The organism is Hamadaea sp. NPDC050747, from assembly GCF_040654195.1.
Classification (GTDB): domain Bacteria; phylum Actinomycetota; class Actinomycetes; order Mycobacteriales; family Micromonosporaceae; genus Hamadaea.
Genome location: NZ_JBFAHM010000006.1, coordinates 231833 through 254758, shown reverse-complemented (window position 1 = coordinate 254758; position 22926 = coordinate 231833). Strand labels below are relative to the sequence as shown.

The 22926-nt window shown below is 69.9% G+C and carries 24 protein-coding genes; 10 read left to right on the top strand and 14 right to left on the bottom strand.

The genetic code is table 11. The annotated features are described in order from the left end of the window. Window positions 1–40: 40 nt before the first annotated feature. Window positions 41–1213: a metallophosphoesterase gene (locus AB0H43_RS16040; protein ID WP_360000100.1), complete on the top strand. Its 1173-nt coding sequence runs from the start codon at window positions 41–43 to the stop codon at window positions 1211–1213. Here the strand turns inward: AB0H43_RS16040 and AB0H43_RS16035 are convergent. Then, complete coding sequence (locus AB0H43_RS16035) at window positions 1191–1598, bottom strand: VOC family protein (protein WP_360000099.1); 408 nt, start codon at window positions 1596–1598, stop codon at window positions 1191–1193. The genes AB0H43_RS16040 and AB0H43_RS16035 overlap by 23 nt on opposite strands. A 48-nt stretch (window positions 1599–1646) precedes the next feature. Between AB0H43_RS16035 and AB0H43_RS16030 the strand changes: the two genes are divergently transcribed. The 3 genes from AB0H43_RS16030 to AB0H43_RS16020 are packed head-to-tail and all read left to right on the top strand — an operon-like array spanning window position 1647 to window position 4334. Next, the gene (locus tag AB0H43_RS16030; RefSeq protein WP_360000098.1) at window positions 1647–2552 is read left to right on the top strand and encodes an ABC transporter ATP-binding protein; all 906 of its coding nucleotides are present in this window, start codon (window positions 1647–1649) and stop codon (window positions 2550–2552) included. Continuing rightward, window positions 2549–3616 (top strand): ABC transporter permease, encoded by a 1068-nt coding sequence (locus AB0H43_RS16025; protein WP_360000097.1) that lies wholly within the window; start codon window positions 2549–2551, stop codon window positions 3614–3616. The genes AB0H43_RS16030 and AB0H43_RS16025 overlap by 4 nt, the downstream gene beginning before the upstream one ends. 7 nt (window positions 3617–3623) lie before the next feature. Beyond that, window positions 3624–4334, top strand: a complete 711-nt coding sequence (locus AB0H43_RS16020) for a TIGR03089 family protein (protein WP_360000096.1) — start codon at window positions 3624–3626, stop codon at window positions 4332–4334. Here AB0H43_RS16020 and AB0H43_RS16015 read toward each other — a convergent pair. The 4 genes from AB0H43_RS16015 to AB0H43_RS16000 form a co-directional block, all read right to left on the bottom strand. Next, the gene (locus AB0H43_RS16015; RefSeq protein ID WP_360000095.1) at window positions 4291–5244 is read right to left on the bottom strand and encodes a hypothetical protein; all 954 of its coding nucleotides are present in this window, start codon (window positions 5242–5244) and stop codon (window positions 4291–4293) included. The two genes, AB0H43_RS16020 and AB0H43_RS16015, sit on opposite strands and share 44 nt — an antisense overlap. Further along, entirely contained in the window at window positions 5241–6434 is a 1194-nt protein-coding gene (locus tag AB0H43_RS16010) for an MFS transporter (protein WP_360000094.1), read from the bottom strand. The genes AB0H43_RS16015 and AB0H43_RS16010 overlap by 4 nt, the downstream gene beginning before the upstream one ends. Then, the gene (locus tag AB0H43_RS16005) at window positions 6434–8191 is read right to left on the bottom strand and encodes a discoidin domain-containing protein (RefSeq protein WP_360000093.1); all 1758 of its coding nucleotides are present in this window, start codon (window positions 8189–8191) and stop codon (window positions 6434–6436) included. Before AB0H43_RS16005 ends, AB0H43_RS16010 begins: the two co-directional genes overlap by 1 nt. Window positions 8192–8431: 240 nt before the next feature. After that, window positions 8432–9058: an NAD(P)H-dependent oxidoreductase gene (locus tag AB0H43_RS16000; RefSeq protein WP_360000092.1), complete on the bottom strand. Its 627-nt coding sequence runs from the start codon at window positions 9056–9058 to the stop codon at window positions 8432–8434. A gap of 104 nt (window positions 9059–9162) precedes the next feature. Here AB0H43_RS16000 and AB0H43_RS15995 point away from each other — a divergent pair, with 104 nt between their 5' ends. Continuing rightward, window positions 9163–10134 carry an NADP-dependent oxidoreductase gene (locus tag AB0H43_RS15995; protein ID WP_360000091.1) on the top strand — a complete coding sequence of 324 codons (972 nt, stop codon included), beginning with the start codon at window positions 9163–9165 and terminating at the stop codon, window positions 10132–10134. Here AB0H43_RS15995 and AB0H43_RS15990 read toward each other — a convergent pair. The 4 genes from AB0H43_RS15990 to rffA all read right to left on the bottom strand — a co-directional run bounded on the left by AB0H43_RS15990 (window position 10124) and on the right by rffA (window position 13600). Continuing rightward, the gene (locus AB0H43_RS15990) at window positions 10124–10843 is read right to left on the bottom strand and encodes a DUF72 domain-containing protein (protein WP_360000090.1); all 720 of its coding nucleotides are present in this window, start codon (window positions 10841–10843) and stop codon (window positions 10124–10126) included. The genes AB0H43_RS15995 and AB0H43_RS15990 overlap by 11 nt on opposite strands. A 39-nt stretch (window positions 10844–10882) precedes the next feature. After that, window positions 10883–11383 (bottom strand): GtrA family protein, encoded by a 501-nt coding sequence (locus AB0H43_RS15985; RefSeq protein WP_360000089.1) that lies wholly within the window; start codon window positions 11381–11383, stop codon window positions 10883–10885. Window positions 11384–11394: 11 nt separating this feature from the next. Continuing rightward, a complete protein-coding gene (locus AB0H43_RS15980; protein WP_360000088.1) occupies window positions 11395–12360 on the bottom strand; it encodes a glycosyltransferase family 2 protein in 966 nt (321 codons plus the stop codon). Between the two features lie 88 nt (window positions 12361–12448). After that, a complete protein-coding gene (gene rffA, locus AB0H43_RS15975) occupies window positions 12449–13600 on the bottom strand; it encodes a dTDP-4-amino-4,6-dideoxygalactose transaminase (protein WP_360000087.1) in 1152 nt (383 codons plus the stop codon). Between the two features lie 77 nt (window positions 13601–13677). Between rffA and AB0H43_RS15970 the strand changes: the two genes are divergently transcribed. Both AB0H43_RS15970 and AB0H43_RS15965 read left to right on the top strand, forming a co-directional pair. Further along, complete coding sequence (locus tag AB0H43_RS15970) at window positions 13678–14187, top strand: GNAT family N-acetyltransferase (RefSeq protein ID WP_360000086.1); 510 nt, start codon at window positions 13678–13680, stop codon at window positions 14185–14187. 17 nt (window positions 14188–14204) lie between these two features. Next, entirely contained in the window at window positions 14205–16196 is a 1992-nt protein-coding gene (locus AB0H43_RS15965) for a hypothetical protein (RefSeq protein WP_360000085.1), read from the top strand. 28 nt (window positions 16197–16224) lie between these two features. Here the strand turns inward: AB0H43_RS15965 and AB0H43_RS15960 are convergent, their stop codons facing one another. Continuing rightward, the gene (locus AB0H43_RS15960) at window positions 16225–16932 is read right to left on the bottom strand and encodes a class I SAM-dependent methyltransferase (protein ID WP_360000084.1); all 708 of its coding nucleotides are present in this window, start codon (window positions 16930–16932) and stop codon (window positions 16225–16227) included. 129 nt (window positions 16933–17061) lie between these two features. On the opposite strand from AB0H43_RS15960, the gene AB0H43_RS15955 reads away from it, so the two are divergent. Beyond that, window positions 17062–17952, top strand: a complete 891-nt coding sequence (locus AB0H43_RS15955) for an NAD-dependent epimerase/dehydratase family protein (RefSeq protein WP_360000083.1) — start codon at window positions 17062–17064, stop codon at window positions 17950–17952. 13 nt (window positions 17953–17965) lie between these two features. Here the strand turns inward: AB0H43_RS15955 and AB0H43_RS15950 are convergent, their stop codons facing one another. Continuing rightward, window positions 17966–18505 (bottom strand): DUF1697 domain-containing protein, encoded by a 540-nt coding sequence (locus tag AB0H43_RS15950; protein ID WP_360000082.1) that lies wholly within the window; start codon window positions 18503–18505, stop codon window positions 17966–17968. 55 nt (window positions 18506–18560) lie between these two features. Here AB0H43_RS15950 and AB0H43_RS15945 point away from each other — a divergent pair, with 55 nt between their 5' ends. Beyond that, window positions 18561–19328 carry an exodeoxyribonuclease III gene (locus AB0H43_RS15945; RefSeq protein WP_360000081.1) on the top strand — a complete coding sequence of 256 codons (768 nt, stop codon included), beginning with the start codon at window positions 18561–18563 and terminating at the stop codon, window positions 19326–19328. After that, window positions 19328–19612 carry an acylphosphatase gene (locus tag AB0H43_RS15940; RefSeq protein ID WP_360000080.1) on the top strand — a complete coding sequence of 95 codons (285 nt, stop codon included), beginning with the start codon at window positions 19328–19330 and terminating at the stop codon, window positions 19610–19612. Before AB0H43_RS15945 ends, AB0H43_RS15940 begins: the two co-directional genes overlap by 1 nt. 128 nt (window positions 19613–19740) lie before the next feature. On the opposite strand, the gene AB0H43_RS15935 is transcribed toward AB0H43_RS15940, so the two are convergent. The 3 genes from AB0H43_RS15935 to AB0H43_RS15925 are packed head-to-tail and all read right to left on the bottom strand — an operon-like array spanning window position 19741 to window position 22880. Beyond that, a complete protein-coding gene (locus tag AB0H43_RS15935; protein ID WP_360000079.1) occupies window positions 19741–20613 on the bottom strand; it encodes a carbohydrate ABC transporter permease in 873 nt (290 codons plus the stop codon). Beyond that, complete coding sequence (locus AB0H43_RS15930; protein ID WP_360000078.1) at window positions 20614–21555, bottom strand: sugar ABC transporter permease; 942 nt, start codon at window positions 21553–21555, stop codon at window positions 20614–20616. Further along, a complete protein-coding gene (locus AB0H43_RS15925) occupies window positions 21555–22880 on the bottom strand; it encodes a sugar ABC transporter substrate-binding protein (RefSeq protein ID WP_360000077.1) in 1326 nt (441 codons plus the stop codon). Before AB0H43_RS15925 ends, AB0H43_RS15930 begins: the two co-directional genes overlap by 1 nt. Window positions 22881–22926 lie beyond the last annotated feature (46 nt).

The following is a 22926-nucleotide window of genomic DNA, read 5'->3' as shown; positions in this document are numbered from 1 at the left end:
GGCCACAATCGAGGGAACTGATCGCTAAGGAGCTGCCCTCATGACCGCAGGCGAAGCCGCCGTCGAGCCCCGCCGGTCCTCGCGCGCCCTCTTCTTCGTATCGGCGCTGGTCGTCGTGCTGGCGCTGTTGTTCGGCGTACCGTGGTGGACCCTGATCGCCGCGCCCGGCTGGTCGACTCCGGTCGAGGTGCTGGGCAGCGTCGTCTTCGTCGTCGCGCTCGCGGCGTTCCCCGGCTTCATGTTCCTCGGGCACGGCCGGGGCCGCGACTGGGCCGCCCGCGCCGGCGACGTCATGCTCGGCGTGATCTGGGTGCTCTTCACCTGGTCCGTCCTCGGGACGCTGCTGCGCGGGGCGCTGGCGCTCGGTGGGATCGACGGCCAGGTGGGCGCACGGCTGGCGGCCGGGTCGGTCGCGGCCGTCTCGCTCCTGCTCCTCCTCTACGGCTACGCCGAAGCGATGCGGGTGCCCCGGGTGCGCCGCGTCGACGTGACGATTCCGCGGCTCGGCGCCGGTTTCGACGGGACCCGGGTCGTCTTGATCACCGACACCCACTACGGCCCGATCAACCGGGCACGCTGGTCGGCCAAGGTCACCGACGCCGTCAACGCGCTGGAGCCGGACGTCGTCTGCCACACCGGCGACATCGCCGACGGCACCGCCGAGGCGCGGCGGGAGCAGTCTGAGCCGCTGGGCCGGATTCGCGCCGCGCTCGCCCGGACTTACGTCACCGGCAACCACGAGTACTACAGCCAGGCCCAAGGCTGGGTCGAACGGATGCGGGAGCTGGGCTGGGAGGCCCTGCGCAACCGGCATGTCGTCGTCGAACGGGGCGGTGACCGGCTCGTCGTCGCGGGCGTGGACGACGTCACCGCCGCCGGCTCCGGGCTGCCCGGCCATGGCGAGGACCTCGGCGCCGCCCTGACCGGGGCCGACCCGGCGCTGCCGGTGCTGCTGCTCGCGCACCAGCCCAAGCAGATCCGGCACGCCGTCGAGCACGGCGTCGATCTGCAGCTGTCGGGCCACACCCACGGCGGCCAGATCTGGCCGTTCCACTACCTCGTCCGGGTCGACCAGCCCGCGGTCGCCGGGCTGAGCCGGCACGGCGAGCGTACGCAGCTCTACACCAGCCGGGGCACCGGCTTCTGGGGGCCGCCGTTCCGGGTGTTCGCGCCGAGCGAGATCACTCTGCTCACCCTTCGTTCGGGGAACTAGGGCCGAGCAGGTCCCACTTGTTCCCGGCGATGTCACGGAACACCGCGACGCGCCCGTACGCCTCGTCGCGTGGCTGCGTGAGGAACTCGACGCCGGCGGCCGTCATGTGGGCGTACGCCGAGTCGAAGTCGTCGACGCGCAGGAAGAACCCCACGCGCCCGGCGACCTGATCGCCCACGGCGGCGGACTGTCGTTCGCCGTCGGCCTGGGCGAGCAGGATACCCGTACGCGCGCCCGGCGGGCGTACCACGACCCAGCGCTTCGGCCGACCGTCGTTTGTGGTCGACGGGACGTCTTCGACGAGGTCGAAACCGAGGACGTCCACGAAAAAGCGGATGGCCGCGTCGTACTCCGCGACGATGATCGTGATCAACTCGACATGCATCGTGACAGCATAGAAACCGAGTTGCCGATGGTCGTTAGAGTGCACCGCATGTCAACACCCACCATCGAGGTCAGCGACCTGCGAAAGGCGTACGGCGAGGTGAAGGCCGTCGACGGGGTCTCGTTCGAGGTCCGGTCCGGCGAGTTCTTCGGCATCCTCGGCCCGAACGGCGCTGGCAAGACCACCACTCTGGAGATGATCGAGGGTCTCCGGGAGCCGGACTCGGGCCGGATCGCCGTCCTCGGCGAGAGCCCGTGGCCGCGCAATCCGAAGCTGTTGCCGCGCATCGGCGTACAGCTGCAGGCGAGCGCGTTCTTCGAGCGGCTCACCGCACGCGAGCAGATCCGGACCTTCGCCTCGCTGTACGGCGTATCGGCGAAGCAGGCCGACGAGTGGCTGGCGATCGTGGGTCTGGAGGACATGGGCGACCTCCGGCACGAGAAGTTGTCGGGCGGGCAGCAGCAGCGGCTGTCGATCGCCTGCGCGCTGGCCCACGGTCCGGACGTGGTGTTCCTCGACGAGCCGACGTCGGGCCTGGATCCGCAGGCGCGCCGCAATCTGTGGGACGTCCTGCGCGACATCAATCAGCAGGGCCGCACGGTCGTGCTGACGACGCACTATCTGGACGAGGCCGAGTCGCTCTGCGACCGGGTCGCCATCATGGACCACGGCCAGATCCTCCAATCAGGCCCGCCCGCGGTGCTGGTACGCGAGCTGGACGCGCCGACCCGGATCGCCATCGAGAGCGGCACGATCTCCCTGGTCGACGCCCAGGCGCTGGCGAACGGCGCCGATCTGGACGACGACGGCGTCTCGCTGACCTTCGCCACCCGGCAGCCGGCCCCGATCCTCGCGGCGCTCGCCGAGCGCGACGCTCTCCGCGGGCTCTCGGTACGCGGCGCGACCCTCGAAGACGTCTTCCTCAACCTGACCGGACGGGAGTACCGCGCGTGACCAGTTTCGTCAGCCTGTCCAAGGCGATGGCGCTCGGCTTCGTGCGCGACAAGACCGCCACCTTCTTCACCATCCTGTTCCCGCTGATGTTCCTCATCGTCTTCGGCGCGCTGTTCAAGGACGCCGGGACGTCGAAGACCGACGTGCTCCAGGTCGGCTCGGTCGCGGTGCTGGATCAGATCCCGGCCGAGGGTCGTGCCGACCTGGATCAAGTCCTCAAGATCACGAAGACCGACGACCTGGCCACCGCGCTGGAGAAGGTTCGCGCCGGCGACTCCGACGCTGCCATCGAGCAGCAGGGCGGGAAGGTCGTCGTGCACTACTCGGCGGCCGACCAGGTCAAGGCGGCGACCGTACGCGGGATCATGGAGAGCATCGTCCAGCAGGGCAACCTGGCCATGGCCGGGGTCACGACGCCCCCGCTGTCCTTGTCGGCCGAGCCGGTCGAGGACAAGTCGATGAAGACGATCCAGTACATGACGCCGGGCCTGCTCGGCTGGGCGATCGCCAGCGGCGCGACCTTCGGGGCGGCCTTGACGCTGGTGTCCTGGCGGCAGAAGAAGATCCTGCGGCGGCTGCGCCTCTCGCCGGTCTCGGTCGGCTCCATCGTGACCGCCCGGGTCGGCGTCAGCATCGGCATCGCACTGCTGCAGTCGGCGATCTTCATCGGGGTCGCCCTGCTACCGGCCTTCGGCTTACAACTGTCGTCCTACTGGTGGGCGTTCATTCCCATCATGATCGCGGGCACCCTGGCCTTCCTCTCGATCGGCCTGCTCGCCGGCGCGGTGTCCAAGACGCCCGAGGCGGCCAGCGCCATCGCCAACCTGATCGTGCTGCCGATGGCCTTCCTGTCGGGCTCGTTCTTCCCCCTCGACAGCGCGCCCGGCTGGCTGAAGACGGTGTCGAACTTCCTGCCGCTCAAGCACCTGGTCACCTCGATGCAGGACGTGATGGTCCGGGGCCAGTCGCCCTCGGTGACGCTGCCCGCGATCGGCATCCTGCTCGGCTTCACCGTGGTGGTGACCGGCGCGGCCGCCCTGCTCTTCAAGTGGGACGACGTCTAGTGGGACGATGTCTGACGTGCTGACGTACTACGACGACCAGTCCGGTGAGCGGATCTCGCTGTCGGCCGCCGACCTCGGGGTCTGGGCCGCGCGTACGGCGGATCTGCTCACCGGCGAGTGCCGGCTGCGTAAGGGCGACCGGGCGGGCGTACTGCTCCCGCCGCACTGGCTGACCGCCGTCGTGCTGCTCGGAACCTGGTCGGCCGGGATCAGCGTGGACTATCGCGGGTACGCGACCGCCGGGCTCGGTGAGCCCGGCGGCCCCTATGACGTCGTGTTCGCCTCGCCGGACCGCATCCGCAGCATCCTCGAGGACGTGCCCGACGCGAACTGGCGCTTCGCCGTCGGCGACGTCGGCGAAGCGGTTCCGGAGGGCTACCTCGACTTCGTCGCGCTGGCCGAGCAGCGCGACGCGGTGACGCCGGCCTATCAGGAGATCCTCGGCAGCGACGCCGCGAGCGTCGACGGGACGACCTACGGGGCGTGGGAGGAACTGGCCCGGGGCACGGCGGAGGCGATGGGCGTCCGGCCGGGCGACCGGGTGCTGATCGACGCGGCCGAGCACGACCATCCGGTGAAGTGGCTACTGGCCCCGATGACGGTCGGCGCGTCCGTCGTCCTGTGTGCGAACCTCGACCCGGCCCTGGTCGCGAGCCGGGTCGAGGCCGAGGGGATCACCCGGGTGCTCGGAACCGCACCGGCGACGTCCCGTCTCTGATCAGCTCGCGGGGCGTACCGGTGCCGTCGGCGGGGACGGCGAAGATCGCGCCGCCGCGGGCGTACGCCACCGTCGCGGGATCGAGCCAGACCGCCTGGTCGTCCACGCCGTGCGGCTCGGCCAGGGTCACCGTCCGCAGGCTGCTCAGCTCCATGACCGCCAGCCGCCAAGGTGCTCCGGAGGCGGCGTCGTCGCGTCGCTTGTAGACGATCCGAGTGCCGTCCGGCGACAGCGACGGGCATTCGACGCCGGTGGTCAGGGTATGCGCCTCCCATTGTGCGTAGTCGCCTCGGACGAGATACGTCCGGCCGCGGGTCGACGCCGTCGCGTAGAAGGTCGTGTCGTCGGCGGCGAACGTGACGCCCCAGTAGTTCACGTCGGGGGAGTGGTACCGCCGTCCATCGATGAACAGATGGATGTTCTCCATGTTCACGACGGCGTACCCGGTGCGGGTGTCCAGGATGCCGGTCCAGGTGGAGAAGCCGCTCGCCCGGTAGGAGTCGCCGGTCACGAACACGGTCCACGAGATCATCCGGCCGCTACGAGACACCTGGGCCCGGCTCGGGATCCCGGCCAGGTGGATCCGCCGGGTCTCGTGCAGGTCGCGGTCGAGGATCAGCGCGGTCGTCGTCGGCAGGCCCGCCCCCGCGTCCCCGGTCAGGCAGATCGCGCTGGTCGCGGCGGCCGCGAAGCGGTCGCAGCGCAGGCCGAGCGGCTCGCGGTCGCCGCTCGGGTCGGTTGTGCGTACCGAGGAGACCCGGCCCGCCGAGTCGCGGAAGTAGATCCGGTCCTCGGCCAGCGCCACCGGAGCGGTCGCGGGGGCGGCGGGCTGCCGGACGCTCACGGCGTAACCGGTCGCCGCGCCCGCGAGCACCAGCGCGACCGCCGCCGTCAGCCAGGCCCGCCTCATCGCAACACCCGGGCCGCGCCCGCGATCGCGGCTGTCAGACCGATCGCCATCACCAGGAGCGCGGTCCGCTCACCCCACGCGGTCCACAACGCGCCGACCGCGAGCGAGGAGACGAACCGCGCGGCCGCCTGCGCCGTCTGGATCACCGCCAATCCAGTGGTACGCCCATCGGCGGGCAACCGCGGAGCCGCCAGCGCCATGAGCACGCCGTCGGTGGCCGCGTAGAAGAGCCCGTGGAGGGCCAGCACACCGACGAGCGCGGCCGCTGCTTTCGGCGTACCAGCCAGGAGAAGCGTGGCGGCGACCAGGGCGAGATGCCCACCGAGCAGGACCCGGACGCGGCGGGTGTCGGCCAGGCGGCCGAGCGGCACCGCGAACAGCAGGTAGACCGCGGCCGTGCCGAGGGGCAGCAGCGGGAAGTACCGGATCGGCACCGCGCCGGAGCGTTGCAGCATTAGGTAGACGAAGAAGTCGCTGACGGTGAAGAGCCCGAGCCCGGCGGCGGCCAGGCAGACCCGCCGCAGCGACCGGTCACGCAAGACCGCCCACATCGGCGGCGGCGCATCCATCCGCTGTGGACTGTCGCGCACATGCAGGACCAGTACGCCGACGCCGAACACGGCGACGCAGAAGCTCACGCCGAACACCGCCCGATACGAGCCGCCGGTCGCGGCCAGGACGGCGAGCGCGGCCAGCGGACCGAGCAGCGCGCCCAGCGTGTCCATCGCCCGATGGACGCCGAACGCCGTCCCCTGCCGTTCCGGTGGCACCGCTCGGGCGATCATGGCGTCCCGGGGCGCGGTACGCAGGCCCTTGCCGGTGCGATCTGCGACGATCGCCGCGGCCAGCGGCCCGACCGCGGCCCCGGCGACCAGTACGCCGACCTTCGCGACGGCGGACAGCGCGTAGCCGAAGACGGCGACCGGCTTGGCCCGCCACCGGTCGGAGATCCGGCCGCCGATCGGCCGGAGCACCGCCGTGACGCCGAAGGACAGCGCGTCGGCCAGGCCGAGCTGCAGCGGGGTGAGACCGAGCGTGAGTGCGAGATAGAGCGGCAGTACCGCGGTCACCATCTCCGACGAGACGTCGGTGACGAGGCTGACCGCGCCGAGGGCGACCACGGTGGCCGGGACGGCGCGCAGCGCACGCCGTCCCGGTGCCGGGAGATCCCGGTCGACGGTGACGTACATCAGTGGCAGGTGTACGTCGGGCTGGTGTCCTTGACCGTGCCGTCGGTCCCGATCAACTGCCACGAGAAGGTCGTGTCGGTGAACGAGAGCTTCAGCACGCCGAAGGTGCCGGAGAGGCGCTTCTGGCTGTTCGGCTGCACGTTGACGATGTCGTACGGCGAGGCCCCGCCCATGCCGCCGAGCACCTCGACGAGGCCGAACGGGTCGGCGGCCGCCGTCGGGCTCTGCGGGCCGAACCGCTCGTAGTGGTGATCGTGACCGTTGAGGACCAGGTCGGCGTGGGCGGCGTACAGCAGTTGCCAGGCCTGCCGGCTGACCGGGTCGTTGCCGTGCTCGCCCGAACTGAACAGCGGATGATGCCAGTACGCCGCGACGCAGCCCTTCGTCGTGGCGGCCAGGTCGTTCTGCAGCCAGGTCAGCTGGGCCGAATCGGTCAGCGTGTTGGAGTCGAGCGCGATGAAATGCCAGTTGCCGTAGTCGTAGCTGTAGTACGGCTTGCCCTGCGGGTACGCGGTGCTCCCGAAGTAGGACTTGTAGCCGGCCATGGACCCGGCCGGGTCGTAGGTCTCGTGGTTGCCGGGCGCGGGATGCATCTTGGGCTTGAAGACGCCCCAGGTCTTGTCGAAGTAGTTCTGGAAGTCCGACAGGCGGGCGTCGTCGTACTGGTTGTCGCCCATCGTGAGGACGAACGCCGGGTTCATCGCCGTCACCAGGGCGGCCGTCTTCGGGTGCTGGCACGAACTGCTGGACGCGGTGCACTGCTCGGCGATGTCCCCGGCGGCGGCCACGGTGAACGGGGTTCCCGGGCTGGTCGTCGGACTCGGGCTGCCGGTCGGGCTCGCGCTGCCGGTCGGGCTCGCGCTGCCGGTCGGGCTCGGGCTGCCGGTTGTCGCGACGGTGAGCTTGTCGACGTTCGGGCCGCCCGTGCTCGCCGTGGCGGTCGCGCGTACGGTGTTGGTCCCGGCGTTGAGCGTGGCAGTGACGGACTGCGTCGTCCAGGTGTCCCAGTTCGCGGTGGGGTTGAAGGCCACGCCGGTCGCCACGGTCGCCCCGTTGACCGCGAAGTCGAGCGGACGGTTCGCGGTGGTGCCGTTGGCGTACCGGACGGTGAGGGTCGCCGGTCCGGCGGCGGAGGCGCTGACCGTCCACTGTATCCAGCCACCGGCGACGTTCACGTAGTCCACGAAACCGGTGCCGGTGAAACCGGTGTGATTGGCGGCGACCGCCGCCTGCGACAGGGACGCGTCCTCGGCCTGGTAGTCGGCGCTGCTCTGCCCGCCCGGCCCGTAGACCTCGAACTCGAACAGGGAATACCCGTACGCGGTGCCGCGCTGGGTTCCGTACATCCGCACATACCTGGCGGTGGCCGATAGTCCGGTGTGATCGTCGGTGCCGCCGTTCTGCCCGGACACCGACGTGATCGTGGTCCACGTGGTGGCGTCGGCCGACGCCTCCAGCCGATACGCCGACGCGTACGCGGCCTCCCAGACCAGCCGGACCCGGGAGATCGGCACAGCGGAACCGAGATCGACCCGGATCCACTGCGGATCGGAACCCTCGGCGCTCGCCCAGCGAGAGGCGGCGTCCCCGTCGACCGCGTACTGAGCGGCGTACGCGGACGACTCGACCGACGACGCCGCGGTCGGCTTGTTGCGGGACAGGAGGACGTCGGCGGCCGACGCCCGCTGGGCGACGATCGCCAGGGACGCGGCCAGCAGAGCGGCGGCCAAGGCTGCGAGATGTCGTTTCGACGGCACGGTGGGCTCCTCGGATAGGGAGAGTCACCGGCCGGGACAGTTCACACTGAGCGCGTCACGTGGTTGGAGTACGCCGCGCCAAGCCGCTTCGTTTGCACGAGTCTCGATGTCTGGGGGTTCGTTGTCAAGGTCTGGGCCGGAACTGTTGAGGCGCTGGATCAGGGTTCCCGGTCGAATCATGGTCCAAGATTCGACCGAGAACCCTGATCCAGCGCGCTGGCTGGGTGGCGTGGGGGCGGGTTAGAAGCGCTTGGCCAGGTCGGTGACGGCGGCGCGGGCCAGGTCTCGGCCGGCGGCGGCGTCGGCGGTGACGAGGTTGGGGCGGAAGGCGACCTCGGCGATGTCGGAGATCCCGGCCCACTCGAGCCAGTCGTGGAGGAACGGCTGCTGGTGATCGGTGCCGAAGGCGCGGCCGCGGCCCTCGCCGTACACCGCGCCCGTGTAGATCACGGCGGCCTTCTTCCCGGTGAGCAGCCCGGTGTAACCGGTGACCGGGTCGAAGGAGAAGGCCATCCCGGGCTGGCTCACGACGTCGATGAACTGCTTGAGGATGTAGGGCACCCCGCTGTTCCACATCGGAACGGTGAACAGATACCGGTCGTACGCGTCGAATCGCTGGAACGCGTCGCGGGCGGCGTCCCAGGCGGCGGCCTGGTCGCCGGTCGGCGTGCCGCCGCCGAAGATGGTCATCTTGGCGTGCGCGGCGGCCGGTCCGAAGTGCGGCAGCGAGCCGTCCCAGAGGTCCCAGGCGTCGATCTCGGCACCGGGGTTCGCGTCGCGGTAGGTCGTCAGGAACGTCTCGCCGAGGGCGAGCGACTCGGACCGGTCGCCCCGGGGCGAGGCGGAGATGTGCAGCAGCTTGCTCACGGAAACCCTCCTCAGATGCGGACCGCAGTCCGATTGCTCCGTGAACTGTAGCGGACTGTGGTCCGGATCGCCCAGGGGTGTGCGACGCAGGTCACGTTCCTGCGATGCAGATCGATGCTTGTGCCGCCGACGGCGTGCGTCCACACTGGACGCCTCGGAGGTGGCAGATGCGCGCGATCGCGGTGACGGCGCTGGGCGGACCAGAGGTCCTGCACGTCGTGGACTTGCCGGACCCGGTCGCCGGCCCGGGTCAGGTGCTGGTCCGGGTGCGGGCGGCGTGCGTACAGCCGGCCGACGCGGCGGCGCGAACCGGTCGGATCCCGGGCGGCCCGGTGCCGCCGCCCTTCGTGCCGGGCTGGGACTTCGCCGGTGATGTGGTCGCCGTGGGCGCCGCGGACGGCCGGTTCCACGTCGGCGACCGCGTCGTCGGCCTCGTGCCCTGGCACCTCACTCGCGGCGCACCCGGCGCCTATGCCCAGCTCCTGGCAGCCGACGTCGACTGGCTCACCGAACTGCCCACCGCGCTCGACTATGCGACCGCGGCGACCCTGCCGCTCAACGCGCAGACCGCGAGCCAGGCCGTGCGTCTGCTCGCGGGCGACGGTCCGCTGCTGGTGGTGGGCGCGAGCGGCGGGGTGGGCGGCTTCGCGGTCCAGCTCGCCCACCAGGCCGGCCGGCGCGTCCTGGCCGTGGCCAACGATCATGATCAAGATTGGGTACGCGAGATCGGCGCGGACGAGGTCGTCGCCCGGTCAGCGGGGCCGGCGGCGGTCGGTCAGGTGCCTGCGGTGTTCGACGCGGTCCCGGTCGGCGAGGCGGCGGCGAACGCCACCAAGGACGGCGGAGTGCTCGTGACGACCCGGCTGGCCGAGCCGATCGACCCGGCGCGGGGCGTACGCCGGCAGGTCGTGCTGATCCGCCCGGACCAGCGGACGCTGCGCGACCTGGTGACGGCGGCGGCCGTCGGGCGGCTGCGTACGCGGGTGGCGGCGACGATCCCGTTCGAACGGGCGGCCGAGGCGCACCGGATCATGGCGACCGGTGGGCTGCCCGGCAAGGTCGTGCTCACCTTCTAGCCAGCCGCTCCAGCGTCCGCGCGTTGTCGATCGCGGCGGCGCCCGGATCGTTGTTGAAGTAGACGTAAACGGTCTGCTCGTCGAACGCGTCCTCGATCCGGCCGAGCCACGACTTCAGCGCCGTACGCCCGTAGTGCGGCCGGGGATCGGCCCGTCCCTCGTGCAGCCGCAGATAGCCGAAGTCGGCCGTACGCCACAGCGGCGTGACCGGGCGGCCACGGCGATCCGCCCAACTCAGGGCGGCGTTGTGCTTCTCGAGAACCCGCCGGATGTCGTCGGTCCACCACGACGCGTGCCGAGGCTCGACGGCGACCCGTACGTCCTTGGGGAACCGCCGCAGCGTCTCGGCGAGCGCTTCGGCGTCGGCCCGGAGTGTCGGCGGCAGTTGCAGCAGGACCGGACCGAGCCGGTCGCCGAGTGCGTCCGCCCGGCCCAGGAACCGGGCGACCGGCTCGGCCGGCTCGTTCAGCCGCTTGATGTGGGTCAGATAGCGGCTCATCTTCACCGCGACGCAGAACCCGTCCGGCGTACGCGCTCGCCACTGCTCGAAGGTCGACCGCTCGGGCAGCCGGTAGAACGCGTTGTTGACCTCCACGGTGGCGAACTGCCCGGCGTAGTACTCCAGCCAGCGGGCCTGCGCGAGGCCCTCCGGGTAGAACCGGCCCCGCCAGTCCCGGTACTGCCAGCCCGACGTCCCGATGAGGAGCACGACCCCTGCGTACCCCTGAAGCGGCGGGATAAGCCGCGGTTACCGGCGTCCGCCGCCGAACGCCCAGCGTCGCTGCAGCGGATAGTTGATCAAAGGGAACACCACGATGACGATGCCCTGTGCCAGCAGCACGGGCGCGCCGGCCACCTCGACGAGCAGGGGCATGGTGACCAGACCGAAGACCAGCGCCCAGAGGCAGGTCGCGTAGAACCGCAGGAATTGGGCGAACCCGCCCTGCCGGGCTTGGTAGACGCCGTGCTGATAGATCGGATATGCCGTGACGGTGGTGAGGAAGTTCGCGACCGTCAGCGTCACCAGGTAATGGACGTGGTGGCCGACGAGCAGGAACAACCCGGAGAAGTACGCGTATGAGATGACGGCGGTGATCCCGCCCGCGAGCAGGTAGCGCACGCGGGGGTCGTTCAGCAGCGTGACCGCGAGCCGCCCGATCCCGGGCACCCGCTCGAGCCAGGCGGGAATCCACGGATGCCGGTCAGGTGCCGGTGGCGCGGCCGCGATCGGCCGGCTGGTCTGGGTCAAGGGTTCCTCGCTCAGCGGACGACCGTGCGCTCGGCTTCGCGAGGCGACGGGGCCGGAGTCAGGCCGACCCGGTCGCGGATCACGTAGGTGGGCCGGCCCATGCCGTGCGAATGGATGCGCCCGACATACTCGCCGAGCACGCCGATCGCGATCATCTGCACCGAGGCGAAGATGGCGACCACGGTCGCGATGGTGGTGAACCCGGCGACGGTGGTGTTCCCGGCGAAGTACAGCCACAGCAGCCGGCCGACGAGGACGAGGCCGCCCAGGCCGACGAGGAACCCGACATACGTGACGATCCGCAGCGGTCGCACCGAGTAGCCCACGGCGATGTCGATCGCCCGGGCGATCAGCGTACGCAGCGTGTAGCCGGATTCGCCCTCCTGCCGGTGCTCCATCCGGACCTCGACGCCCACGATCCGCGTCGTGGTCCAGGACAACGCCACGTCGATGGACAGGTGCGGGCCGGTGATGAGGTCGAACCCGCTGCGCAGGAAGGACCGGAAGGCCCGGAACGCGCTGAGGTTACGGGCGTCCGGTACGCCGAGCCCGACGGTCAGGGCCGCCTTGAGCCCCCGGGATCCGATGTTGCGCCCGGCCTTGTGCTCTTCCTCGACGGAGACGCCGTAAACCAGGTCTACGTCGTCCTGCAACGCCGTGAGCAGCTTGGGGATCTCCTCCGGCGGGTGCTGGAGGTCGTCGTCCATCGTGACGATCACGTCGAACCGGGCGGCCCGTACGCCCGCGACGATCGCGTTGTGCTGACCGTAGTTGCGGGCGAGCCGGATCGCGCGGGTGTGCTCGTGCAGCTGGGCGAGGTCGGCCGCGACCTGCCAGGTGTTGTCGGGGCTGCCGTCCACGACGAGGATGATCTCGTAGCCGCCGGGCTGCTGGGCCAGGACCGGATGGAGGCGCTCGACCAGGGCGGGGAGCGTCTTCTCCGACCGGTAGCACGGGATGACGACAGATACGGACATGTAACAACCTTTCGCGGCGCAGCGCGCCAACACCCTACTCCCCAGACGGCGGATCCGGCGAAATGACCGCTCGATCGCCGGGGAGTCGTCAGCGGACGCGGAACTCCAGGACCGCCTCGGTGATCCGCTCCAGCTCCGCCGGACGCATCCCGGCGAACAGCGGCAGGCGCAGCAGTCGGTCGGCGGTCGCGTCGGTGACCGGGCAGCCCGCCTCGGGCGCCCGGCCGTACTGAACGCCGGCCGGCGCCGAGTGCAACGGCTGATAGTGGAAGGTGGCCTGAACGCCCCGCTCCTTCAAATGCCCGAGCATGGCCTGCCGATTGTCGAGGTCCGGCAGCAGCAGGTAGTAGAGGTGCGCCGGGTGCACCCGGTCGCCGGGGACCGTGGGCTGGGCGATGCTCTGCTCGCGGGCCCAGCCGGCCAGCTCGGCGTGGTAGTGGTTCCAGACCGCCATGCGCTGCGTCTGGATCTCCTTGAACTCCTCCAGCTGCGCGCACAGGAACGCCGCGAGCAGGTCGGAGGGCAGGTAACTGGAGCCGACGTCGATCCACCGGTATTTGTCGACCATGCCGCGGAAGAACTGGCCCCGATTGGTGCCCTTCTCCCGGATGATCTCCGCGCGATCGTGGAACTCGGGGTCGCCGAAGACCAGCGCGCCGCCCTCGCCGCAGTGGACGTTCTTCGTCTCGTGGAAGCTCTGCGTGGCCATCGCGCTGAGCGAACCCAGCGGCCGCCCGTGATAGGTGCCGCCCAGGCCGTGCGCGTTGTCCTCGATCACCACCAGGCCGTGCCGACGGGCGATGTCGCCGATCACGTCCATCTCGCAGGCCACCCCGGCGTAGTGGACGACGACGATCGCCTTCGTCCGCTCCGTGATCGCCGCCTCGATCAGACGCTCGTCGATGTTGAGGGTGTCCGGGCGGCAGTCCACGAAGACCGGGACCGCGCCGCGCAGGGCGTACGCGTTGGCGGTCGAGCAGAACGTGAACGAGGGCAGGATCACCTCGTCGCCCGGCCGCAGATCGAGCAGGAGGGCCGACATCTCCAGCGCATGCGTGCACGAGGTCGTCAGCAGGGCCGACGAGACCCCGACGATCTCGGTCAGCAGCGCCGACGCCCGCTTGGTGAACGGGCCGTCGCCAGACAGCGGCCCGTGGGTCATCGCTTCGGTCATGTACGCCGTCTCATGTCCGGTGATGAACGGCCGGTTGAACGGGATCGGCGACGGGATCTCCTGCACGGGAATGGACCCTAGCAACAATCTGGGCGAGGTGAGAGGTAGCATCCACCGTTGTTTGATCTGACAGGGAGACGAGGATGCTTGTCGAGGCGACCGTAGCCGATCTCGCCCTGATCAGGACCTGGCGTAATCATCCGCGCGTCCGGGACACCCACTTCTACACCCGGGAGATCACCGCCGAGCAGCATCTCGGCTGGTGGGCGTCGGTGGAGCGGGGCGACCGCAAGGTTCTCGTGTTCCACTACGGCGATCGGCCGGCCGGAGTCGTTCATTTCGGGCATTTCGACCCGGAGGAGGGGTCGGCCCACTGGGGTTTCTTCCTCGACATCGAGGGCCTGGAGGAGCGCCGGGAGCTGCTCGGCGCCTGGCTCCAGCTCGAACAGGAGGCCGTGGACTACGCCTTCGACGTGCTCGGACTCACCTGGCTGCGCGGCGAGACGCTCACCGACAACACGGTCGTCCGCCAGCTGCACAAGCGGTTCGGCTTCACGGAGAGCCCGGTCTTCGAACGAGAGGTCGACGGCGTGACCCACCAGGCCGTCATGACGGAGATGCACGCCGACGCTCGATCGGCCCGTCGCCGGTGAGCCCGGCCATCACCGGCGTGGCGCGATCCGCGCGACGCCTGCCGGTCTCTGGCTGGCTGCCCGCCGCCCTGACCGCGGTGTTCGCCGTGGCGGTGCTGAAGGCGTACTCGGTCCCGCTGGCCGACGTGGCCGCGTTCGGCGGCTACCTGGTCGTGGTCGTGGCCCTGCCCGGCCTCCTCCTGTGGCGGGCTCTGCGGGCCAAGGCCGGTCCGATCGCGCTCGACGTCGCCGCCGGTCTCGCGCTGGGCTACCCCCTGAGTGTCTTCATCTACGTCGCCGCCCGGGCAGCCGGCGTACCGCAGCTCGCAGTCGTGCCGTCGATCCTGGTAGTGGCGGCTTTCGTGCTCGTGCCCAGGCTGCGCCGTCACTGGCGCGGATCGGGCGAGCGGGCTCCTCTGTGGTGGTCCTGGGCGCTGTCCGCCTTCGTCGTCCTCCTTTTCTGCTGGAGCGCGATCGACTTCTTCCGGCGCAACGGGCTCCGCTGGCCGGGCAACAGCCAGCCCTATCAGGACATGGTCTTCCACCTCGCGCTGGCCGCCGAGTTCAAGCACCACTTCCCGGCGATGATCCCCTATGTCGTGGACGAGCCGCTGCACTATCACTGGTACTTCCACGCCCACCTGGCCGCGGCGAGCTGGGGAAGCGGCGTCGAGCTGGAGACACTGCTGTACCGGCTGGGTCTCATGCCGGTGCTGGCAGGATTCGTCGTGCTGACGGCGTACACCGCCCGGGCGGTCGTCAAGACCTGGTGGTCGGGGCCGGTCGCGGTGTTCTTCACGCTGCTCGGGTCGGCCTGGTACAACACCGTCAACAGCGGGTGGATGCTGGTCAACCTCTGGATCAGCCCGACCCAGGTCTTCGCGGCGATGATCTTCGGCGCGTTGGCGTACCTGGTGGTCGACATCCTGCCGCGCGCCGCGACCAAGCGGGAGTGGCTGCTGTTCGTGCTCTTGGCGGCCGGCGTCGCCGGGGCGAAGGCGACCTTCGTGCCGATGCTGCTCGCCGCGGGCGCGTTCGTCGCCGCGGTCGGCCTGGTCTTCCGCCGGCGGCTCGATCGCACGGCGCTGATCGCCACCGGCCTGACCGCGGCGGTCTTCGTCGCGGCCATGCTGCTGTTGTTCCGGGGCGGCTCCGCGGGGATGCGGATCGAGCCGTTCGCGTTGCGCGGGCTGCATGAGTCCTACCTCGCGATGGCCCTCCGGCTTGCCGTCGGGTGGCTCGGCGTCTGGGCCGGCGTACTGGGCCTCGTGGTGGTGGGGCGCCGGCTGCTGGACCGCGCGGTCCTGTTCTGCCTCGGGTTGGGGCTGGCGGCGATCGTGGTCGTGATGCTGACGTCCCAGCCCGGCGGCAGCCAGATGTATTTCATGTCGTCGGCCAAGCCGTACCTGGTGATAGCCGCTCTCGCCGGGGTCGCCGCGCTGCTGGGTGAACCGGCCCGCTGGTGGCGGAAGGCACTGGCCTTCGTACTTCTCGCGGTGATGCTCGGCGGCGCGTTGACGATCGTGAACGTGTACACCAAGCCGATCGAGGAGACGGCGGCAACCGGCGCCCGGGGCTATCCTCGCCGCGGCGGCCAGATTCCGGGCGGTGGCGTCGAGGCCATGCGCTGGCTGCGCGACCACTCCTCCCCGGACGACTTGATCGCGACGAACGTCCACTGCTTGCCGGTCACGAGCCCGCCCTGCGACAGCCGCAGCTTCTGGGTGGCGGCGTACGCCGAGCGCCGCGTGCTCGTCGAGGGCTGGGTCTACACCGACTCGGCGATGAAGATGGCGGGCAAGCGGAAGGATTACCAGCGGGCGCCCTATTGGAGTCCGGAGATCCTCGCCGCCAACGACCGGGCCTTCACCGCGCCCACTGGTGAGACGGTCGACGTGCTGCGCGACGAGTACGGCGTCCGGTGGCTCGCCGTGGATCGCCGGGTGCCGGCCGACATCATCGGTCTGGCCGCGGTCGCCGACCTGCGGTTCGCCGACCGGAACTGCCTCGTATTCGAGATCCGGCGGTAGCGACGCCGGATCTCGGTCCGCCGCTGGATCAGCCCGGGCGATGGGCGCGCATCATCAGGGAGACGCCCGGCAGCGAGCCGACCGGCAGGAAGCGTTCCGCCTTGATGATCGCGCCGAGGCCCAGGTTCACCACCGGGGACACCGCCGTCACGTCGCCTACCGTGTCGTCCACCGCGGCAGTCTTGCGCCGCAGCTTGACCACCGGTCGCAGCAGCACGTTCCAGCTGCGCAGGGAGTCGATGGTCAGGCCCGCGCCGGAGATCAGCTCGGTGAGCGTCTCCCGCGTGTACCGCCGGAAATGATGGCTGGCCTCGTCGTACGCCGACCAGAGCGCCATGTCGCACGGGACGGCGATCAGGGCGGTGCCACCGGGCCGGAGAACGCGGAAGATCTCCGCGGCCGCCTCGCGATCCTGCTCGATGTGCTCGAGGACGTCGAAGGCCACGAACAGATCCTGCGACTGGTCGTCCAGCGGCAGCTGGGTGGCGTCGGCCTGCAGCGCGTTCAGCCCGCGCTCCTTGGCGATGCGTACGCCCGCCTCGGTGTATTCGGTCGCGAGCACGTCCCAGCCGAGCTCCTTGAGCACCAACGAGTTGCCGCCCCCGCCGGCGCCGATCTCCACGGCTTTTCCTGGCCGCAGGTCCCGAACCTCCTTGGCGATGATCGCCCGGCGTTCGCGGTACCACCAGTGCCTGTCCTCAGCTTGCGTGAACGCGATCACTTCTGCGTCTTGCACCGGTACCCTCCGTCTGACCGCTTTGTCGCCAGCACGCCATGGTAGTGACGAACGGCGCTCTCGGGAAGGCGGCGGTGCCGTCGCGGGGCCGATTACCTGGTGGACGGTGTACGCCACTAAGGTGGTCGGGTGACTTCTACGATCCTTGTGACCGGCGGAGCCGGGTTCGTCGGCGGCAACCTGATCAAGCTCCTGCTGACCGAGCGCCCGGACGCCCAGATCATCTCCGTGGACAACTACTTCACGGGGTCGGTCGAGAAGCACGTCACCGACGCGAGGGTCCGCTACCTGACCGGGTCGACGGTCGACATCCGCAAGATCTGGGCCGAGCAGGGTCTGTCCGGCCCGGACACGGTCTTCCACCTCGGTGAGTACTCCCGGATCGTGCAGTCCTTCGACGACATCGACCTCACCTGGGAGTTCAACCTCCACGGGACCAAGGAGGTCGTGAAGTTCGCCCACGAGCACGGCGCGAAGCTGGTGTACGCCGGGTCCAGCTCGAAGTTCGGCAACGACGGGGCGGACGAGAACCTCAACCCGTACGCCTGGACCAAGGCGAAGAACATCGAGTACATCAAGAACTTCGCGGCCTGGTACGGGCTGGACTTCGCGATCACGTACTTCTACAACGCGTACGGGCCGATGCACATCACCGAGGGGCGCTACGCGACCGTCATCGGCATCTTCGAGCGGCAGTACCTCGCGGGCGAGCCGCTGACCGTCGTCGAGCCCGGCACGCAGACCCGCGACTTCACTCACGTGGACGACATCGTCCGGGGTGTCGTGCTGGCGGCCGAGAAGGGCTCCGGTGACGGCTACCTGCTCGGCACCGGGCGGGAGTGGCCGCTGCTGGAGGTCGCGCGCATGTTCGGCGCCGAGATCGAGATGGTGCCCGCGCTGCGCGGCGAGCGTACGCGGGGCCGGGCCGACACCAGCAAGGCGGCCACGCTGGGCTGGGAGCCGACGGTGAAGCTGAACGAGTACATCGCGGACTTCGTCGCCCGCCACCCGCGCGGCTGAGCCGGGACCGCGGCTAATCGAGCAGGTCGCGCAGTTTCAGCACGGTGTTCCAGTTCCGGGCGGTCGCGACCAGCCCGGGCAGCCGCTTCTTCCACCAGCCCGGCGTGAGCTTGGTGTTGGCCTGCCCGTTGGGGTGCCACGAGTGGATCTCCCGCTCGCCGGCCAGCACCACCTCCGGGGCGTACGCGGCGGTGTCGTCGTCGGCGAAGAGCTTCGCGTCGGGCTTGCCGTTGAGGAAGGTGACGAGCTGGTAGGAGGGCTTGTCGGCGATCCCGGCCAGGGGATTGGCGGCCACGATGCGGTCCAGGTCGGCCCGGGTCACCACGACGCAGCCGATCACCCGGCCGTAGCGCTCCTCGAGGGCCTGCTCGATCTGCCCGGCGAGCTTCTCCGGGGTTCCCTTCGGGGCGTCGAAGACGGCGTTGCCGCTCTGGAGCAGGGTCTTCACGTTCGTGAAGCCGAGACCTTCGAGCAGCGTCCGGAGGTCGGCCATCGCGACCTTGTTGCTGCCGCCGACGTTGATGCCCCGCAGGAGGACCGCGAACTTCGCCATGGACGCGATCATCCCACGCGCACCCGGTGTCACCCCTATGGCCTACGGTGGGGTCATGCGACTGGCGACCTGGAACGTCAATTCGGTCAATGCCCGCCTGCCGCGGTTGCTCGAGTGGCTGGAGTCCGTCCACCCCGACGTCGTCTGCCTGCAGGAGACGAAGACGGCCGAGTTCCCGGTCGCCGAGGTGGAAAAGCTCGGCTACGAGACGGCCGCCCACGGGCTGAGCCGGTGGAACGGGGTCGCCGTGCTGTCGCGGGTCGGCCTGGCCGACGTGTCGGTCGGCTTCCCCGGCGAGCCGGGCTTCCCCGACCCGGAGGCCCGCGCGCTCGGCGCGACCTGCGGCGGCGTACGGGTGTGGTCGGTCTACGTGCCGAACGGGCGGACCCCCGACGACCCGCATTACGCGTACAAGCTGACCTGGCTGGCGGCGCTGCGGTCCGCACTCGGCGACGAACTGGGACAGCACGCGGAGCTCGCGGTGTGCGGTGACTTCAACGTGGCGCCGACCGACGCGGACGTCTGGGATCCCGCGCAGTTCATCGGCGCGACCCATGTGACGCCGCCGGAGCGCGACGCGCTACGGCAGCTGCTCGACCTCGGCCTGCACGACATCGTGCCCAAGCCGATGAAAGGACCGAATCCGTTCACCTACTGGGACTACCGGGCCGGGATGTTCCATCAGGACAAGGGCATGCGCATCGACCTCGTGTACGCGACCAAGCCGCTGGCCGACCGGGTGACCCAGGCCTACATCGACCGCGAGGCCCGCAAGGGCAAGGGTCCCTCCGACCACGCCCCCATCGTGGTGGATCTCGGCTGATGGGCGAGATCATCCGCAGGCGGGTCGTCGTCGCCGGCCTCGTGCAGGGCGTCTATTTCCGGGACACGTGCCGCCGGCAGGCGCTCGCGCACAACGTCTCCGGCTGGGTCCGCAACCGTCGAGACGGCGCGGTCGAGGCCGCCTTCGAGGGCGCGCCCGACGACGTCGAGCGGCTGTTGCGCTGGGCGAAGCGGGGCCCGGAGGACGCCGTGGTGAAGAGCGTGACGGTGGATGAGGAAGAACCGGTGGGCGACACCGGCTTCCTCATCCTCCCGACGGCCTAGAAGTCCTGCCGGCGGCCTAGAAGTCCTCCCGGCGGCGTGGGAGCTGATCGACTGGGGGGAGCGGCACGCGGAGGGCATCGCGCACGCCCGAGTCCGCTGCGACGCCACCGCCCAGCCGGGTGTGCCGCCTACCCCTTGATCGCTCCGCTCGTCAGTCCCTTCACGAACTGGCGCTGGAAGGCGAGGAAGGCGATCACCGAGGGCAGCAACGCGAGCATCGCCGCCGCCAGCAGCACGCCGATGCCGACCTCCTCGTCCGACCGCAGCGTCCGCAGCGCGATCGGCAGCGTGTACTGCGACGGCTCGGTCGCCACGATGAGCGGCAGCAGGTACTGGTCCCAGATCATCGTGAAGCCGAAGACGCCGATGACGCCCAACGCCGGCCGGCACAACGGCAGGATGATCGAGAAGAAGGTACGCAGCTCGCCGGCTCCGTCGATGCGGGCCGCCTCCTCCAGCTCGACCGGCACCTCCTTCATGAACTCCGTCATGACGAGGATCGAGAAGCCCCAGGCGCCGACCGGCAGGATCATCCCGGCGTACGTGCCGATCAGGTTGACGTCGAACGGCGGCACGTCGGCGAGGACCACCGACAGCGGGATCGCGATGACCTCCTCGGGCAGCATCATCGTCGCCAGGATGGCCAGCATGATCAGGGCGGCGAATCGCATCCGGTGCCGGGCCAGGGCGTACGCGGCGAAGACGCTCACCAGCATCTGCAGCAGCAGCCCGAAGCCCACCACCACGAACGAGTTGACCAGGTAGTGGTAGACGTCGCGGTCGGCGGCGGCCACGAAGTTGCGGAGGGTGAAGCCGCCCTCGGGGATCAAGGAGAACCCAGTCGGGTCGACGACCTTGGAGAACGCGCCGATCATCAGCGCCACCAACGGTCCGGCGAAGACGATCACCAGGAGTGCGTACAACAGGACGACGCCGATCCGAGCCGCGAACCCACGCCGGTACGCGAGCCCGAGGACGGTGTCGAAGCGTTCGGCGCTCATCTAGACCTCCCGTCTGCGCAGTAGGCGCACTGCGACCGTGAGCACGACAGTGGCCGCGAACAGCACGATCGACCCGGAGGCCGCGATGCCGAGTTCGCCCTGCTGGAGGCCGAGCTTGTAGATGAGGGTCATCAGCACCTCGGTCGAGCCGTTGGGTGCGCCGTTGGTGAGCAGGAAGACCTCGGTGAACACCCGGATGCCGCGGATCGCCGCGAGGGTGACCAGGATGACGAGGACCGGGCGCAGCGCGGGCAGCGTCACGTGGCGGAACCGGCGCCAGGTGCCCGCACCGTCCACTGCGGACGACTCGTAGAGGGTGCGGTCGACCCCGGCCAACCCGGCCAGGAAGATCATCATGTCGTACGGCGCGCCCCGCCAGATCCCCACCGCCATGATGGACAGCAGGGAACTGTGCTCGTCGGCCAGGAACGGCTGCGGCGAGACGGCGAACCAGCCCAGGATCGTGTTGAGCGGACCGTTCGCCGCGGGGTGGTAGAGGATCCGCCACACCTCGGCGACGACCGCGATCGTGGTGACCACGGGCAGGAAGGCCGCCGTCCGGACGAACCACAGGACGCGCGAGCTGCCCTCCAGCAACAGCGCCAGGAGCAGCCCGAGGACCATCGAGCCGACGGTCGTCCCGATCGCCAGCACGACGCTGTGCCAGAGCGCGGCGGTGAACTGGTCGTCGGTGACGATCTCCTGATAGTTCCGGCCGCCGGCCCACTGATCGCCGAGGTACCCCCGGACCTCGTAGAAGCTCATCCGCAGGCCGTCGGCCATCGGCAGGTACTTGAAGTAGAACAGCAGGATCAAGGCCGGGGCCAGGAACAGCCACGGCACGACGGGGGAGCGCCGCCGCGAACGGCGGCGCTCCGAGATCGTGCGGGGTAGCTCGGTGGTTCCGCCGGTGCGGCGGGACTCCACGGTTCGAAGTGCCATCAGGCCCGCGCGTTCTGCTTCGCCAGCAGGTCTCCGAGCTGGCCGGCCAGTTTGCCCATCGCCGCCTGAACGTCGGCGCCGCAGTCGGCCATCACCGCGTTGATGGCGTCGGCCGCGGTCTGCCGGAACGGCGCCCAGTTCGGCACCGGCGGGCTGTAGACGCCGGCGTCGTCGTAGACCTTCTTGAAGGTCAGCCACCGGGGATCCTGCCGGACCGAGGCCATGTCGACGCTGGTGTTCACCGGCAGCCGGACGATCGCCCCCGGGTTGTCGGCGTTCATCCCGACCTTCTGCCCCTCCACCGACGTGGCGAACTCGGCGAACTTCTGCTGTCCGGCCTCGTTGTCCGAGCCGGCCATCAGATAGACGTTCTCGCCCTCGGCCAGCGCGCCGGGGCCGCCGGAGGGCCCGGCCGGCAGCGCGATCGCCTCGACCTTGTCGCTGCCCAGGCTCTTCACGAACCGGGCCAGCACGTACGGGCCGACGAGGTAGATGCCCGCCTGGTTCTTCTCGAAGACCTCGTGCGCGGTGGTGGTGTTGACGTTCACCGCGCCGGGGTTCACCGACTTGTCCACGCAGAACCGGTCCTGCAGCCATTTGACCGCCTCGACCGATTTGGCGTTGTCGATTGCCGGCTTCCATTTGCCGGTTCCCGCCGGCTCCAGGAAGTCGCCGCCGTTGCCCCAGATGTAGGAGGAGGCGTACCAGGACATGTAGCCGCGCTGGGTGGTTCCCGGGATGTCGAACCCGGCGGTGTCGGCCTTGCCGTTGCCGTCCGGGTCGTTCTTCGTGAAGGCCGCGCCGAGGGCGGCCAGGTCGGCCCAGGTCTTGGGCTCGGGCAGGTTCAGCTTCTTCCGCCAGTCCGCGCGGACCAGCAGCAGGAAGGCCTGGGCGGAGAACGGTACGCCGTAGTACTTGCCGTCCGTCGCGACCGCTGCTTTCCAGGCCCGCTCGGAGATCTTGTCGGCTCCGGCGAAGGTGGACTTGTCCACCTGCCGCAGCCAGCCCTGCGACTGCATGTTGCCGAGCTGGGCGGTGTCGTTGATGACGATGTCGGGCAGCTTGTGCTGGGCGCCCTGCTGCTGCAGCTTGGTCTCGAAGTCGTCGAAGATCGCCACGACCTTCGTGGGGATGCCGCTCGACTGGGTGAACGCCTGGGCCAGGCGCTCGGCCGTCTTCGCCGAGTCGGAACCGGCCGCCTGCCGGATCCAGATCTCCAGCTCTCCCTTGGCGTTCTGCTTCGTGCCGTCGTCGCCGCCGCACGCGGTGGCCGACAACGCGGTGGCCACGGCGAGGAGCGCGGCGGCGTACCGGAGTCTCTTCACGGTCACTCCTTGAGGGAAGGTGTTCGGGGCACGGGATCGAGTTCAC